Consider the following 14,680-nt stretch of genomic DNA (forward strand, 5'->3'; position numbering starts at 1 on the left):
TATCTAATGTTTCATATCTTTTATCCATAATTTAAAATGTTTTATGCAAATATAAACATAAAGCGATAAATCCAATACGTCAAAGAACAATTACCGATTTTCAGAGGCTCGATTTACCTCATTACTTCTTTGTTATTAGTTAAACCTTCCCTCTTAGAAGTTTAAGGGCTGCTAACGGTTTTTTATTAGATAGTTGCATAATTGCTTTAAATAACTCGTCTTTTGCCGAATAATATCGACACATACGATCGTTCGCTTTATCTACCCTTCCGCTTCCATATATCCAAATCATGCCTTTATACGTTTGGACGTTTTTCATTATTTTTTTCGCTTGTCTTAATTTCATATCTACTTTTTTTATATCTTTGTCACGAATGCAAAAGAGCATTCTTTCGATTTAATTTTTTCGGTTTTGCGTAATCTTTGGAAAAGCGGCTAATTTTTTCTAAAAAGACATTACAGCGAAACCGGATGGTAATTCGTATGTTGTTTAACGACAATATACGTGCCCGTCCGGTTGCATGTAATGTCGGGTCGTTTAGCCGCTTCCTCAAAGATTCTGTAACTGGATTAGGGCACGTTTTTCGTGCCTGATCTCAACTTAAAAATAAATACTATGAGGTCTAAAGAAGCACACAATTGCCCCTGTTCAATGAAAATAGACATGGAATTATCCGAAAATGTCTATGAGTTTCTAGTAGTTTATTTTCCAGAGCTGGACTCTGAAAAAGACTGGAAAAACCTTCTCGACAAGAACCTGGAATGCTCTTTCTGCTTGTTAAATGCTGCTTTAAAAATCGCCAAAAGAAGCAAATATAATCCTGAAATAACGCTTAAATTAGCAAGGTCTAAATGCATTGTAACAAGGATGTATTACACACGCATAGTATTGAAATTCTTCCGCAGGCGAACGGATTAGCCTATATTCAAATGTTTTCATTATTGATCTTCATATTGATTAATAAACTCGTCTTTACTCTCTTCTTCGCTTCTTACAGGCTTCTTTACCGGAACGCGAATTGCCTTTTCTGTGAACTTACTCGATAGATACTGTTTCGCCTCGGTCCAACTTGAAAAATGCAAATCTGGATCAGTATAGAGCGACAGGATCGTTTCGTTTAGTTTATCTAACGCTCCGTATGAGCTCGAGTTTATCGTAACGTCCAAAGGTGAAAATTTGGCTACTAAGCCGTTATAATTCTCTGCAACGAATCGGTCAATATATCTCCGATTCTGTTCATTTACCGCGATGGGATTTACTAATACGTCGCGTAAATAATTTGTGTTTGATAGTTTTCTAATCATATTAAAATCCTCCTAATCGTAATTGTCCGTTCATTTCATCTACCTTGTATTGAGGTAGTTTTCGTTTTGGTTTAACATATTCGAAATGTCGTTCCGCCTCTGATAAGTCGTAAAACATTTCCTTGATTTCGTCCGGCAAAACTTCCTCGTCATCGTCGCCCGGTGTCGGATCGGCGACACGAAGGAAGCAGCCTAGAATGTACTGCATAATTTCATATGTGCTTTTGAAATGATAGTCAGCCCGTATCTTATCAAGCCGCCGCCATTGTTCCAGATCGACACGTACAGGAATCTTTTTGAAGTACACGAATTTCTTTTTTCTTCTTCGCATGGTTTATTATTTAAGTTTACCTTCTACTAGCTCCGTTCAAGTCTAAAACGTTGAACATCTCATTTATTCGATCCGCGATATACGCCCCGTAAATAGTCTGTATTTCCTTGATCGTTAGATTTGTTGTTACATGTGTTATCGCTTCATGTCTCAACTCGTACCGACATTGAAAAATATACTGCATCACGTTCAACTCAGTGCCGAAGTATTTCGCCGGGATTGGCTCGCGGCCTAATTCATCGAAACAGATCATTCGCGGCGAACCGTTGTTGTACGTGTACAACTCTAACGCATCCTTCCCACGCATTGAAAAGCTATTCGCAATGAAGGAGGCCGAATCTACCCTAAAACCGCCGATCGGATAACCGCCCTTCTCTTTACCGCGTGTGAAATACCCGTATCGGTTTAAAATCTGCATGATAGTACTTTTACCCGTACCGATATCACCTCGTAGCAATAGCCCTTTATTTGCGTCTAGCTTCTCGGAATGTCCTTCTGTGTACAAAAAGAGTTGATTCATTAGGTTCTTATTGGAGTCGTCAATCTTAAAACCGGGACAAACGTACTTACAACACGCTTTAAACCATTCCGGGCGTTTTCCTATTTCTATCGGCTCATCATAATACGGTAGTCCGTATGATAGTATCGCCGCTATCGATAGAGTTTGTTTGCTTCTTGTTTCCATATTCATTTTTATTGTTTTTCAGTTCAAAGAATCCCGCCCAATTATTTGCAATCGCCTCATTTATGATTTGAGATGCAATCGCCGGATTATCTTTGCTCAATTTCACTAATTTGCTGTAACACGCTTTAAGTGACTTTTCCGATTTGTAATTTTCCCGTCTGTCTTTTTTGTATTCAAGCCAAAGAATAAACGTCTCTAAAAACTCGTTAGATATAAAATCAAAATCTCCATGAGAGACTTTAGAGAGTATATTTTCGTTTGGTTTCTGTTTTAGTTTATTATAGTCCATACTATTGGTAGTACTATTGGTTGCCTTATCTCCCATCTTATCGGTTGGTTTATCGGGCGTATTATCTACCGTATTATTTACGGTAGATAATACGGTAGTTTTAAACTCCTTCACAAAAGAATAGGAACTAACAACACGTCTACTTTTACCAGATTTATAATAAACCAATCCTGCGTTTATCAAAGACTCGCGAGCTTTTACAAGTGTTCTCTCGTTCACGTTAAGCGCAAAACAAAGTTCAATGTTCGAGCAATCGAAAACGTCCCTCCAATCTTCGCCGTTACAAATAGCCACTAATTCGTAAAATAGGGCTTGTTCGGTGGCGGTAAATCTGAAACGTCGTCTCGCTTTTCTCATCTTCTCAGTTAGCGTATATCCGTCTATATTCATCACACTTATAAAGTCTATCGCGCTACATAATAACTACAAATCCTTATCCCTATGGACCGCCCCACTTTGAGGACGGAGCAATAGCAAATAAAATTCTTCTTTTCTCCGCCGTTGCGACACGTTCGACAATCGTGTTTTACTTGCGCCTGTGTTGTTTTCTTCGCCATTTTATACCTCCTTTATTTTTATCCCATGAATATAAAGCATGAGTTTTCGTTTAATTATATACTCCTTTGTTCGAACTCCTTTCGTATCCTCGACGACATATTCTCCGTCACGATAGTAAACGAAATCCGCGATGTAGTAAACACCTCGTTCGAGAAGCTCTTTTTTACATAACATCTTTCGCGCTCCCTGTACTTCGTAGAAACGATATTGAGGCGAAATAAGCTCGTATCTAACTTGTTCTTGTAGTCCGGTTATAATTCCCTTCTTTTCGAGTAGTTTCAACTCCTTAGCGCGTCGATACTCTTTTTTAGAATCGTATCCGTCTATCTTTACATTGTTATACTTTGCCATATTAATTAGGTTTGTGAATTGTGGATAAGCCCGATTCGAACCGGGATGAAAGCCGCCCGACTTTCTCTGCATAGCTTGTTATTTATTGCGTGGACTTACAAGCGCTTTAGCGTCTACCAATTCCGCCACTTATCCGATTTGCCGGGACTTTCACCCGGCTTGTTGTCAAAATTTAATAGAATCAGATATTAACGAATCGCATTTATATATACGATATCTATTACCCGAAATACTTCTTAGAAGGTATACGTTACCATTAGCGTCTTTAACCAAATGGTTATTTAACCTGTGTCGATCACATGCACATATAAAGAGAATCATTAAAACAAATAGTATCATCTTTTTCATACTTCGTCGTCTTTCTTTGCATCATACGGATAAACATCTACAATAGCCGTTTCTTTAAGAAGAATAGAAATATAATCCGCCATCGTTCCTTTCATACCTTCATCGAGTTTCTTCATCGCGTCGTGAATGTCTGCGGCTTGTACAAGTATATTCGTATAAGTCCGTTTTTCCTTGCCGCTCACCTCATCAAGTGTAATAAATGCGAGTCGCCCAGCAAACCATTTATCGGCGGAATCCTCTTCGCTCGTAAATATCTCGCTATAATGTGCGCGGGAAATGTCTACGACTGTAAACTCACCGGAAATAAACGGTGTCATTTCTTCAATTATCCTCGCCTCTGCTTCGGTAAAACTTAGCGCATCGACTAAGTACGGTTCAGTTACTTTCTTATTGCTTCCGTCCCCTACTACTTTCTCGTAACGGATTTTACATAAAAACCAAGTGTGCATAATAATTCGTGTTTATTAAAGTGTTTATAAAAAAATGTAATTAATCGTGTTGTGTTAGTGTTGTGACGGTACTTTCTTTGTCAGCTTTCGTAATTCTTTCTTTAATTTATAGATTTGATTCTGTACCGGAACGTTTCCTTTTGATTGAGGTTTTAACACCTCGATCTGCAATTTTAAATCTAGGACCGCCCCTGCCTTATCAACGCAATCCAGCAAATCCAGACCGGAACGAATTGATTCGTCTATCATTTCACTAGCTAACCGGATACGATCATAGAGCCTCTTTATATTTTCGACATGATCGGCGCGATTCATCTCTAGTATTCGCCCATCATTAACATATCCGTCATAAATAACATAGTACAACTTATCTACATCCGGGCGACCTAAAAAGTGTCCGAGAAACTGATAGTAATACTCGTCCTTTTCGTTAATAGTATTCCCGAATTGCAATGATTCAATTTTGCCCTGCGACATCGGACACTTGATCTCGCCCAGAGCGATAACTTTTCCGTCAAATCCATATACATAGAAGTCGGGCGAATCTCCGAAGCCTTCAAACGGTTCATTGAAAACGATGTCGTTAAAATCGGTTGTACACGACTTTATCTCATTCAGCAATTGACTGCGTACCCACTCTATTGCAAGTGGTTCGTTCTCATGTCCCCAATCAAACGCCTTATTACTTCCATTCTCTCGTATCATCCCGGTTCTGCGTTCATAGCGAACGATATACATCACATCTAAAGCAGCTTTACCGAACGGACAACCCTTGCCCGATTTCATTAGATCGGGAAGCGTAGAGGCGGTTATTTTTCCGCGTCTCTTTTCCCTCCATTCAATTTCTTTCTCTTCAATTGATTTCATGTGCTACTAATTCTTTGATTTGTTCTTTAGTTAGTTTATATTTCGTTTGAACCTGAGCGACTGTATAACCACCCGCGAGCGCATCGAGAATATTTTTCCAGACGGCGGACCCAGTTTCGACTACAGGTAATGAGTTTTCTATCTTCGGGATGAATGGACGAATACGGAGAGAATCAACTTTTTCGCCAAAAGCGTCCACAATTGCCGATCCAATTTGAATTTGCTTGTTTATCCATTCTTCAAAATTCGGAGTTTTGAAAATCTTCGTCATTGTCTTGCAATTAGTTCGATTTAGAATCATCGGTTTAACGTTCTCGTAAAAGTAAGCGACGAAGCACTCTTCTTTTTTCCCAGATGCGCCGACTACCTGCTCTTTTTTCGTTTCGCGGATGGTAAGAATTATATCTTTACCGTCCGGTAGGCTGTAAGCGCCTAAGTAGTCATAATTAAATTGAGTTTTCCAGTGTGTCATAATTGTATATTTAAAAATTATCTGATACATTTTGATAAAGCGATTCATAACAACGCGCACAAACAGTAATCATTTTTGTACCGCGTCTGCCACGTTCGTACGTCTCGACCTCTAACTCTACCTCTTCGCCCGACTCGATCTCTTCGCCGCAATCTTCGCAATGTAGAGTATCGGAAGGACATGCGCCTAACACTTTGCAAATTCGGCAATTACCGATACATTGAGGATTCGCCATGCTTTTTTACGTTTAAATAGTTACAGACTAGCACATATACAATCGTTAGAAATACGATCAATAGTGCGATAATTAATTTGCCTCGTTCCGGTTCACCCTCTGCGAGACTACACGCTAGAAGCATTAAGATTATAGCGATAGGGCTTTGTTTTAGTGTTAGCATAATATTTCGTTTTAAATTGGATATTCTTCGCTATAAGCGTACCGTAGTACATCGTCCGCCTTACACCGCCATTTCCCATGCTGGTGCGCTGTCGGTTTATCAACTTCAATTTTTCCATGTCCGACTAAATCCTCCAACCTTCGACGACCTCCAACAATTTCTGCCGCCATATTCTTACTAAAAGTTATCACTTTCGTAGCGGAATAAATTCGGTTTATTTCATCCGCTAGTATTTCATTGTAACGTTCTGGTGTTATCATTGCAACCTAGTTAAAAAAATTCCTAACTCTGTTGATTTTGTTTTAAACAGCGCTAAGCCTTTTCTTTTAAGTTGGCTTGCTGTCGCCTTTGCGGTATCTTCATGATCTTTAGTGAAGAAAACCGGATCACCTACGTTTAAATTAAGTAGGTTTTTACGCGTTGGTTTAATTGGTGTTGTGTTCATTGTTCATAATTCATTTATTAGCTTTATTTGCTGATATGCTGAAATGCTGATATACTGATTCATTTATTTGCTATTTATTCATTCATTTATTAACTTTGATGCGACAAAGATAGGTAACAAGAATCACCCAACAAAACAAATAGGTGATTTTTATCACCCAAAATAATAATTTAAAATCGTTCTAAATTATGATTTTAGCAGATAAGTTAAAGAAACTACTTGAAGAAAAGGAAGTTACAGCCTATAAAATTTGGCGAGATACAGGAATTGCAAAACAATCAATAATGCGGTATATGAATGGGACCGCCAAGCCAAGCGGTGATAATTTACACCTATTAGCTAAATATTTTAATGTACCAACAGATGTATTGATAAATGACGATATAGATTTAGATAGTCTTTTCAGTAAAGAAAGGTCTACTATTCACTATGACGATCTGAAAGGCAAGGCTATTCCACATATCGACATAGTAACCGCCTCATGTGGTTTGCCAAATGGGTTCAACTCGGCTATAATGAAAGGAGACTGCGAACGTTTCATCATTCCAGATATGCCCGGTTGTGATTTTACCATTCGTGCAGGTGGTCGAAGTATGATAAATCGGAATATTCCAGAACGGAGCATTAATGATCGTGATATTGTAGGGTGTCGCATTATAACAACTCGTTCACATGTGCGTTGGGGCGAAGTTTATGCCTTAGCAACACAAGACGGAATAATGATAAAAAGAATCGAAGAATCCGACAAAGAAGGGTGTATTAAATGTGTCCCTTTTAATAACGAAGAAGGATTTAAGTCTTATGATGTTCCAGTTAATGAAATATATGATTGGGCGTTAGTTGTAGGTGTGGTGAGCGTAAAGACTTGGATTTAAAATATAAAAAATGAAATAATATGAAGAAACTAATACTTTTATTTATTTTCTTATTGGCGGGATATACTATTTCAAATGCACAGGAAGTATTGACAAATCAATCTGTAATAGATATGTTAGAGATTGGGTTAGGCGAAGATGTTATTATAGCGAAAATAACAACATCGGAATGTGACTTTAGTATATCAATAAATGATCTTAAAGATTTAAAGGAAAAGGGTGTTAGTGATAATATCATAATAGCAATGGTAAAGCAAGAGAAGGACAATAACGAACAAAGTAAGACGCTTTTACCCGGTTTATATTTTAACGATAACGATAGCTTAATAAAAATATTTCCTACAACATTTTCAGGCACAAAAACCAATACATTGGGGTCTGCGTTTTCATACGGAATTGCAAGTGCAAAAATAAAATCAACCATGCCGGGAAGTTCTTCAAAAAATATAGTAAACACAGTTACCCCCGAATTTATATTTTTATTCGATAAAAAACAAGAGAACGCTCCTTTATCTGAATGGTGGTTTTCGGTTGCCTCATCTCCGAGTCAATTTGTATTGGTAAAACTAAATAAAAAAGAAAAAAGCAGGGAGCTAGGTACAGGAAAGGTGAATGTATATGCAGGGTCGTCTATGGGCATAGATGAAGAATCCATTATAAAATTCACCATATCAAAAACTAATGATTTTGAATTTAAAGTAATTCCCGAAGATATATTACAACCCGGAGAATATTGTTTTTTCTATCAGGGCGTAATCCCGCAAGGAGGATACACGAATCAATCTGTATTTGACTTTTCAATTCCTATGAATTGTAGATATCCATCAAAATTTAGACATGGCCAAAGAGTTTGGGTACAAATCGAAGGAAAAATAAAGAATTGCAATATTATTGACATTAAAATAAAGGATGGCGAAGTACATTATGAAGGAGAGATGACTAACTCTCTTAAAAAAGTAGAATGGTTAGAAACTGATTGCGCGAAGTCAAAAAAGGAGCTAGAAGAAATCTCATTAAATAATAACCACTAAAAACAAAACACCATGCAAGTATTCATTGGCTTAATTATCATTGTATTTGGAATTCTTCAAATCATCTTATTCTTCAAAATTTGGGGAATGACGAACGACATTAGGGAGATCAAAGAAAAATATCTTTCCTCGACTGATCCAAAGAAAAGCATATCACCTACTCAACTACCCGAATTTAATATAGGCGAATTGGTGACAGAGATAAAGGCAAATAAGCAAATGCGAATTAAAGAGATCACAAAGGACGGAAAATATAGCTGTTATACAAATGGCGGCGTTTCACATGAAGGTGATTTTGACGCTTCGGAAATTAAACGTTTCAATTAATAAAGTTATGAAGGATTGGATGAAGTCGTATTGGAGTAACTGCCTGTCGATTGCTGCGATAATATTTAGCATAGTCGCTATATGCGTTTCGTTGCCGTCATCACCGGAGTTAGGTATAGATTATATTGGGGTTATAGTAGGAATTTTATCATTTCTGGTTACATTATTGATAGGTTGGCAAATTTATAATGCGGTGACAATAGAGAAAAGGATAAAGAGTGAAGTAGAGCTAGTTAAAGATTTATTAAATAAAAGCATAGATAAGGCGCGTAAGGATTTATCCTTATCCAATTCTAGGGCTTTGACAGAAGCTCTCTTTAAACAAGAATCGAATTACTTGGATTCTTGTTTGGCGACAGATCAGTTTTATTATGTTGAACTAATTTTTGAAAAAATGTTCAAGTATGCAACATTACTAAATGATCCTCTATATTACAGAATCATAGCATCAGATATTTTGTATACTTATAATGTTTTTTTTAACCAACACGACAGTAACAAAGATTATCAATTTATAACTAAGCCACTTTTAGAAATTTCTCAAAAAATTCTAGCTCATTTACCTATATCAGAGGATCAAGATAACATTGTATTATTGATAAGCGAGCTTTTAAAAAATAAAGCTAAGAACCAAGATGACAAATGCGATGATAATGATACCAAACAAGAGTTATTTTTAAATGAATAAAAATGAACATTAAAACAACATTAAAAAATCGTTTTTTACTTCCGCCTGTCGGAGGCTTAAAAATCTATCGTTATAACTAATTAATTATTAACCAGATAAGCCCGTTTTTGAAATAACACTGGCAGTGTTAAGGTGATCGGTTCGAGTCCGATACGCTCCACAAATTCCACAAAAGCATTGACAATCAATCTGAAACCCTGATTATCAATGCTTTTCTCTTTCATCACCTGCTTCAGTTATTTCGCATTTTTAACGACAAATATATAACTTCCAGATTGTAACTCCAATACAGCTTGTCCTTTCATAAATGTAACGGAAGAAACGCCTTCTGATTTCACTGCCGCATGACCATTTTCTTCTATCACGTAATCAAGTGTAGGCAATTGCAAATGAAGTGTTGCAGTAGTATTTGCAGGAACTGTCACCTTATAGGTCACTGTCCCACCACTCTCTTTTTCCCATGCACTCTTAATATCTCCATAGTTTGAATGGAAAGAGGCGTCTACCCAAGTAACTCTTTCTTGTGCATCAGGCACTGTAGTACGATTATCCGGTTCCGGTCGCAATACAATATGCTTGAAACCAGGACAAGTTTCATCCGCGTCGATACCTGCCATAGTTTTATACATCCATTCAAGAACGGCACCATAAGAGTAATGATTGAACGAGTTCATGGTAACTGTATTAAAACCCTTCTCTTTCGTATAGGAATCCCAACGCTCCCAAATTGTTGTCGCACCTTGATCTATACTATAAAGCCAAGAAGGATTTTGTCTTTGCAACAAAAGATTATAAGCAATCCCTGTAGCTCCGTATTGACTCAAGGTTTGATTCAAAGTAGCCGTTCCAACAAAGCCTGTGCTAAGGCGATTACCATTGGCTATTATTTTATTGACAAGTTTTTCCAAACCTCTTTTCGTTGCTTCTTCCGTAGGAAATAAATCCAATTTTAAAGCTAGCAAATAAGCAGTCTGACTTTTTTGTATTAAGTCTCCTTGGCTATCTACATAACGTTTTTGAAATTCTTCTTTAATTTTTTGGGCTAAAGTTTTGTATTCTCGAGCTTTCAAGTCATATTTATCTCCACCAACCACACTTAAAGCCGAAGAAATCTTTGCCATTAACTGTGCAACATAAGCATAATAGCATACGCTGATATAGCGGTTTTCAGTTCCTTCATACGCCAACCAGTCACCAAAGCTGACTCCTGCACCATTATAATCAAATCCATCAGCTTTTTGGCGGGATAAAAACTCCATATATTTTTCCATGGAGTCATAATTATCTTTCAAAATACCTTTATTTCCATATACCAAATATATAGTCCACGGTACAATAATTCCTGCATCAGACCAGGCAGATTGCCCATGAGGCACTCCCCAACAATGAGGAGCTACACTTGGATAAGCACCGTCAGCTGATTGGCAATCACGCATATCGCCCATCCATTTTTCAAAAAATGAAGACACATTTGCATTATAGGAAGCTGCCCGGCAGAAAACTTGTGTATCCCCTGTCCATCCCAAACGCTCATCTCTTTGTGGACAGTCTGTAGGGATACTCAGATAGTTACCACGTTGTCCCCACAATACATTACTATAGAGCTGATTGATAAGAGAACTACTTGTAGCAAAAGAAGAACCTTCTTCAGTAGCTGAACCAAGAACCTGACCTTCAAAAGAAATAAGGTCTATATCTTCATCAGCTGTCACTTCACAATATTGGAAACCGAAAAAAGTCATAGAAGGATGAAATGATTCACCTTCTTTACTACCTTTCAAAATATATTTTAAAGTAGCTTTCGCCGAACGAAGGTTAGCAGTATAAACACTTCCGGCAGGTCCATCATCTCCACGGGACTTATCACCTGTATCATTCAGTATTTCGGCAAAACGAATCTTCATCTTTGCTCCTGAACTACCTTTAACTTTGAAATACACCCAGCCGACCATGTTCTGACCTAAATTATAAACAGCTGTCTCCCCTTTTTTTAAATGGATGGTAGCCGGCCCATCAGTCACATTGAGAATATTAATTTTATTATTTGTTTCACCATGATAAGTCGTGATACTCACCGGTATACGTTTCATTTCCGAACGTACTTGAACAGTGGGACCGGCAAAACCAATAATCTGCCCTTTAAAATAAGTATTCACAGCAGTCTTATTCCACTTGGATGTATTATATCCCGGTTTTGTCCACTCTGTTTCGCGACGCGCATCATAAGTTTCCCCATGATAAATATCTCCTAAACATATTGGACCGGAAGTAGAAGACAGCCACGAAGGATCAGTCACAACTGTTTCTGTACTTCCGTCTGTATAATTAATCACCATTTTAGCTATGAATCCTAAATCATGAATACCATATTCACCATGATTTACATCTCCTGTAAACCAGCCTGAACTTACCTGTGCTCCTACAGCATTTAACCCTTTATGTAGTAAGGAAGTCACATCATAAGTCTGATAATGAACGGTTTTTCTGTAATCTGTCCATTCAGGTTTCAATTCATCGTAAAGCATACTACCATCTTCTTGCGGTGTACCGACCCGCTGACCATTAATAAACAGATCATATATTCCTAATGCTGAACTATATATACGAGCCGAAACAATTTTCTTTCTCAAGTTAAAATCTTTTCGAAACATTGGAATGCCATCTAGGATAGGTTGTAATACTTTAAAATCACCGGAGGCAGAAACAATATTCAACTTATGATTTCCATCAATTGTTATCACTTCTCCACCGTCGAAAGCAGAAGCACCATTCTCAAAATCTTCATCGAGCACGACTTTTGATATAATCTTATCCCCTTTTTTCTCATACTCTGTAAGGACAACATTATCATAAACCGCTGTTTCATTGTCATTTCCCCTATAAGCACGGAAACCAACGGCACCATTTTTCAGTTTGGATTCTTGATCTACGTATGTATCTACCAACACATGATTGATAAATGTCTTAACAACACCATCTTTTGCATCAATTCTCAAATGGAACTCCTTGTTTAGCAAGTCCTTTTTTGAAAAATATTTCCCAATAGGCGTATCACTTGATTGTAATCTACCATGTTCGTAAATATGTCTTCTAATCAACGGTTCTTTCTCATGATCTAATGTATTGATAGACCACATAAATAAATTTGCAGTATTCTGAACGCCAAAAAGCACGGACGCATTACCGAAAGTCACTATCACATCAACATCCAATGTCATCCAGGCTTTTCCTATTTGCGAATTCTCAGGATCTATTTCGGAGTTTTTGTTTATGTTTGTAGCCTTAATCCATTTTGCATCCGCCCATCCTTCATCCAATAATCCGGTTTCAAAAAAAGCTTTTTCAATAGATGACTCTTCACCTGTTTTATTATTCCAAACAGTCACTTTCCAATAATAACGAGTTGATGGCAAAAGAGCCGGTCCTGCATAATCAATATGAACAGATTTATCAGTCTGAACTTTCTTGGAGTCCCACACTTGACTTATAAAATCTTTATCTTTGGCCACTGTTATTCGATATGCCAACTGCTTGATTCCTCTTTGATCAGATTGAAGTTGCCAACTAAACCTGGGAGTCTTCACATCCAAGCCAATAGGATTCGTCAAATACTCTACCTGCAATTTTTTTACTGTGGCATTTAAAGGTAATAAAAAGAAAAAGGATAAAAAGAAAAGTGCATAACGTATCATAATGTTCAAGTATTAGTTAGATCGTGTTTATTTTATACCCAACAGTTGCAAAAATAATAGTTATTTTGTTTTAACATAAAAAATATGATATTTATTATTTCAGAATAGACCTATTTTCATTTAATTAATAAAGAAAAAACCTATCAGAACAATAAATATCATATTTAAGATAAAGATTTATTCCAAATCTTTTTTTACGACTTCATCCATTTCTTTTAAACGTTTCTCACGCTCCTTTTTCGTTAGATGTTTTTTGTCTTTATACACATTATCCGCACGGCTGGAAACTTCTTCACTCCATTCACCAAATTGATTAGATGCTGGACGTCCATTCGGCTCGATGTTTTCTTCGGCAATCGAGTCATGTCTATTAATCATATCATCCATAATGTTATTACTTTAAATGATTTACCGTATTACTACAATAAAACAAATAGAAAAGTTTTCTTTTTTAATCATTTTTGAGAGAGTTTCTTTTGAATACACTCTCGATAAACTTGAGAACGGAATGGAACATAAAGAGTATAATTTGATTCAACCGCCTTACCTTCAGCTATTGCCGGTATCCAGTTCGGCATTTCTTTGACGATACGCAATACTTCTTCTGCAAATTCGGAATGAGTAGACTTTAGGATATGAGGACGAAGGATAGCTCCCGTTTTATCAATTGTAAATTCACAAAGTGCATAACCTTCTACGTTTTTTACCAACAAAGCCTCCGGATAAATCATCTCAGCTTCCACATACTTTTCCGGAGTACCTGAAGAAAACTTAGGCGTCTTTTCTACCAATTTACCCGAAATCGTGGCAAGTTGAGGTCCAACTTGATATATTCCAACATATACCGGACGTTTATAAGCCTCAGGCTGCTCTTTAGTACGTTTTTGCAACTCTTTCAACAAAGCCGCAGCTTCTTTTGTCAAGGTGTCTTCCGAAATATTTTCACCAATAGATAATAAATATGCCGATTGGGAAACTAACACAAGACGTTCCATCAAAGATCCTTTTTCGGACGACCACTTCCGTCCATTTAAAATATTACCTTTGCTATCTGTCGAAGCAAAGTAATAAGCTACGCCATCTAATCCAGCAGTAGAACCGTCCAAGTCTTGTATCTGACTAGTTACTAAACGGAAAATAGCTCCTAAAGACTGATATAAAGACGGATTGATAAAGGTTGATTTCTTTTCCACCTTTACTGTTCCTTTCTCTGATTGCCAATAAGTACGTGACAAAGTATTTGAAATCAGACAAAAACGCCCATTCTTCTTTTCAACTGACATCGCATATTCAGGTGAGAAAGAAGGAATAACTACAAAACGGGCATAAGGTTGTTGTTGAAAGTCTATATTTAATAAAGAGAATACATTTCTATAGTACTCTCCCAGTTCACCCGGATAAGTGCTGAAAGGTTTTACCGGCTCCAAATAATCAATCTGTGCCGAAAGGTGGAAAGAAAAAAACAAAAGTAAAAGAGAGACAACAATCTTTTTCATATATCGCCGGATTTTCGGTGTAAGTCGGCAACAAAGATACAAAATATTTCGAAGGTTCGTGATAAAATTATAT

22 protein-coding genes and 1 tRNA gene are annotated in these 14,680 nt (G+C 37.1%); 6 read left to right on the forward strand and 17 right to left on the reverse strand.

Annotated features, from left to right (window positions below; genetic code table 11):
* Positions 1-139: 139 nt before the first annotated feature.
* The gene (locus tag PHO71_RS20015) at positions 140-346 is read right to left on the reverse strand and encodes a hypothetical protein (RefSeq protein ID WP_300206747.1); all 207 of its coding nucleotides are present in this window, start codon (positions 344-346) and stop codon (positions 140-142) included.
* A 125-nt stretch (positions 347-471) separates the two neighbouring features.
* On the opposite strand from PHO71_RS20015, the gene PHO71_RS20020 reads away from it, so the two are divergent.
* Positions 472-594 (forward strand): hypothetical protein, encoded by a 123-nt coding sequence (locus PHO71_RS20020; RefSeq protein WP_300206749.1) that lies wholly within the window; start codon positions 472-474, stop codon positions 592-594.
* 22 nt (positions 595-616) lie between these two features.
* Positions 617-919 (forward strand): hypothetical protein, encoded by a 303-nt coding sequence (locus tag PHO71_RS20025; protein ID WP_300206751.1) that lies wholly within the window; start codon positions 617-619, stop codon positions 917-919.
* 20 nt (positions 920-939) lie between these two features.
* Here the strand turns inward: PHO71_RS20025 and PHO71_RS20030 are convergent, their stop codons facing one another.
* From PHO71_RS20030 to PHO71_RS20085, 12 genes are all read right to left on the reverse strand, one after another.
* Entirely contained in the window at positions 940-1,305 is a 366-nt protein-coding gene (locus PHO71_RS20030; protein ID WP_300206753.1) for a hypothetical protein, read from the reverse strand.
* A 1-nt stretch (position 1,306) separates the two neighbouring features.
* On the reverse strand, positions 1,307-1,636 hold the full coding sequence (locus tag PHO71_RS20035; RefSeq protein ID WP_300206755.1) for a hypothetical protein: 330 nt from the start codon (positions 1,634-1,636) through the stop codon (positions 1,307-1,309).
* A 16-nt stretch (positions 1,637-1,652) separates the two neighbouring features.
* Positions 1,653-2,321: a hypothetical protein gene (locus tag PHO71_RS20040; RefSeq protein ID WP_300206757.1), complete on the reverse strand. Its 669-nt coding sequence runs from the start codon at positions 2,319-2,321 to the stop codon at positions 1,653-1,655.
* Positions 2,254-3,000 carry a hypothetical protein gene (locus tag PHO71_RS20045; protein ID WP_300206858.1) on the reverse strand — a complete coding sequence of 249 codons (747 nt, stop codon included), beginning with the start codon at positions 2,998-3,000 and terminating at the stop codon, positions 2,254-2,256. The genes PHO71_RS20040 and PHO71_RS20045 overlap by 68 nt, the downstream gene beginning before the upstream one ends.
* A 168-nt stretch (positions 3,001-3,168) precedes the next feature.
* On the reverse strand, positions 3,169-3,519 hold the full coding sequence (locus PHO71_RS20050; RefSeq protein ID WP_300206759.1) for a DUF1064 domain-containing protein: 351 nt from the start codon (positions 3,517-3,519) through the stop codon (positions 3,169-3,171).
* Positions 3,520-3,540: 21 nt separating this feature from the next.
* A tRNA-OTHER gene (locus PHO71_RS20055) sits at positions 3,541-3,654 on the reverse strand.
* A gap of 209 nt (positions 3,655-3,863) precedes the next feature.
* Entirely contained in the window at positions 3,864-4,322 is a 459-nt protein-coding gene (locus PHO71_RS20060; protein WP_300206860.1) for a DUF4494 domain-containing protein, read from the reverse strand.
* 48 nt (positions 4,323-4,370) lie between these two features.
* Positions 4,371-5,183 (reverse strand): YqaJ viral recombinase family protein, encoded by an 813-nt coding sequence (locus PHO71_RS20065; protein ID WP_300206762.1) that lies wholly within the window; start codon positions 5,181-5,183, stop codon positions 4,371-4,373.
* Positions 5,170-5,655, reverse strand: a complete 486-nt coding sequence (locus PHO71_RS20070) for a hypothetical protein (protein ID WP_300206765.1) — start codon at positions 5,653-5,655, stop codon at positions 5,170-5,172. Before PHO71_RS20070 ends, PHO71_RS20065 begins: the two co-directional genes overlap by 14 nt.
* A gap of 10 nt (positions 5,656-5,665) precedes the next feature.
* Positions 5,666-5,890 carry a hypothetical protein gene (locus PHO71_RS20075; RefSeq protein WP_300206767.1) on the reverse strand — a complete coding sequence of 75 codons (225 nt, stop codon included), beginning with the start codon at positions 5,888-5,890 and terminating at the stop codon, positions 5,666-5,668.
* A 174-nt stretch (positions 5,891-6,064) separates the two neighbouring features.
* Positions 6,065-6,313: a hypothetical protein gene (locus PHO71_RS20080; RefSeq protein ID WP_300206769.1), complete on the reverse strand. Its 249-nt coding sequence runs from the start codon at positions 6,311-6,313 to the stop codon at positions 6,065-6,067.
* The gene (locus PHO71_RS20085; RefSeq protein ID WP_300206771.1) at positions 6,310-6,498 is read right to left on the reverse strand and encodes a hypothetical protein; all 189 of its coding nucleotides are present in this window, start codon (positions 6,496-6,498) and stop codon (positions 6,310-6,312) included. The genes PHO71_RS20080 and PHO71_RS20085 overlap by 4 nt, the downstream gene beginning before the upstream one ends.
* A 188-nt stretch (positions 6,499-6,686) precedes the next feature.
* Between PHO71_RS20085 and PHO71_RS20090 the strand changes: the two genes are divergently transcribed.
* The 4 genes from PHO71_RS20090 to PHO71_RS20105 are packed head-to-tail and all read left to right on the forward strand — an operon-like array spanning position 6,687 to position 9,419.
* Entirely contained in the window at positions 6,687-7,373 is a 687-nt protein-coding gene (locus tag PHO71_RS20090; protein ID WP_300206773.1) for a helix-turn-helix domain-containing protein, read from the forward strand.
* 20 nt (positions 7,374-7,393) lie between these two features.
* Positions 7,394-8,404 carry a hypothetical protein gene (locus tag PHO71_RS20095; RefSeq protein WP_300206774.1) on the forward strand — a complete coding sequence of 337 codons (1,011 nt, stop codon included), beginning with the start codon at positions 7,394-7,396 and terminating at the stop codon, positions 8,402-8,404.
* Positions 8,405-8,416: 12 nt separating this feature from the next.
* Positions 8,417-8,731, forward strand: coding sequence for a hypothetical protein (locus PHO71_RS20100; RefSeq protein ID WP_300206776.1), 315 nt, complete (start codon positions 8,417-8,419; stop codon positions 8,729-8,731).
* A gap of 7 nt (positions 8,732-8,738) precedes the next feature.
* The gene (locus PHO71_RS20105) at positions 8,739-9,419 is read left to right on the forward strand and encodes a hypothetical protein (RefSeq protein ID WP_300206778.1); all 681 of its coding nucleotides are present in this window, start codon (positions 8,739-8,741) and stop codon (positions 9,417-9,419) included.
* Positions 9,420-9,499: 80 nt separating this feature from the next.
* On the opposite strand, the gene PHO71_RS20110 is transcribed toward PHO71_RS20105, so the two are convergent.
* The 4 genes from PHO71_RS20110 to PHO71_RS20125 all read right to left on the reverse strand — a co-directional run bounded on the left by PHO71_RS20110 (position 9,500) and on the right by PHO71_RS20125 (position 14,607).
* The gene (locus tag PHO71_RS20110; RefSeq protein ID WP_300206780.1) at positions 9,500-9,643 is read right to left on the reverse strand and encodes a hypothetical protein; all 144 of its coding nucleotides are present in this window, start codon (positions 9,641-9,643) and stop codon (positions 9,500-9,502) included.
* A 12-nt stretch (positions 9,644-9,655) separates the two neighbouring features.
* On the reverse strand, positions 9,656-13,111 hold the full coding sequence (locus tag PHO71_RS20115) for a glycoside hydrolase family 78 protein (protein WP_300206782.1): 3,456 nt from the start codon (positions 13,109-13,111) through the stop codon (positions 9,656-9,658).
* A gap of 177 nt (positions 13,112-13,288) precedes the next feature.
* Entirely contained in the window at positions 13,289-13,498 is a 210-nt protein-coding gene (locus PHO71_RS20120; protein ID WP_300206784.1) for a hypothetical protein, read from the reverse strand.
* Between the two features lie 68 nt (positions 13,499-13,566).
* Positions 13,567-14,607, reverse strand: a complete 1,041-nt coding sequence (locus PHO71_RS20125) for an energy transducer TonB (protein WP_300206787.1) — start codon at positions 14,605-14,607, stop codon at positions 13,567-13,569.
* Positions 14,608-14,680 lie beyond the last annotated feature (73 nt).

The sequence above is a fragment of the Bacteroides sp. genome (assembly GCF_028690125.1).
In the GTDB taxonomy this organism is placed as follows: domain Bacteria; phylum Bacteroidota; class Bacteroidia; order Bacteroidales; family Bacteroidaceae; genus Bacteroides.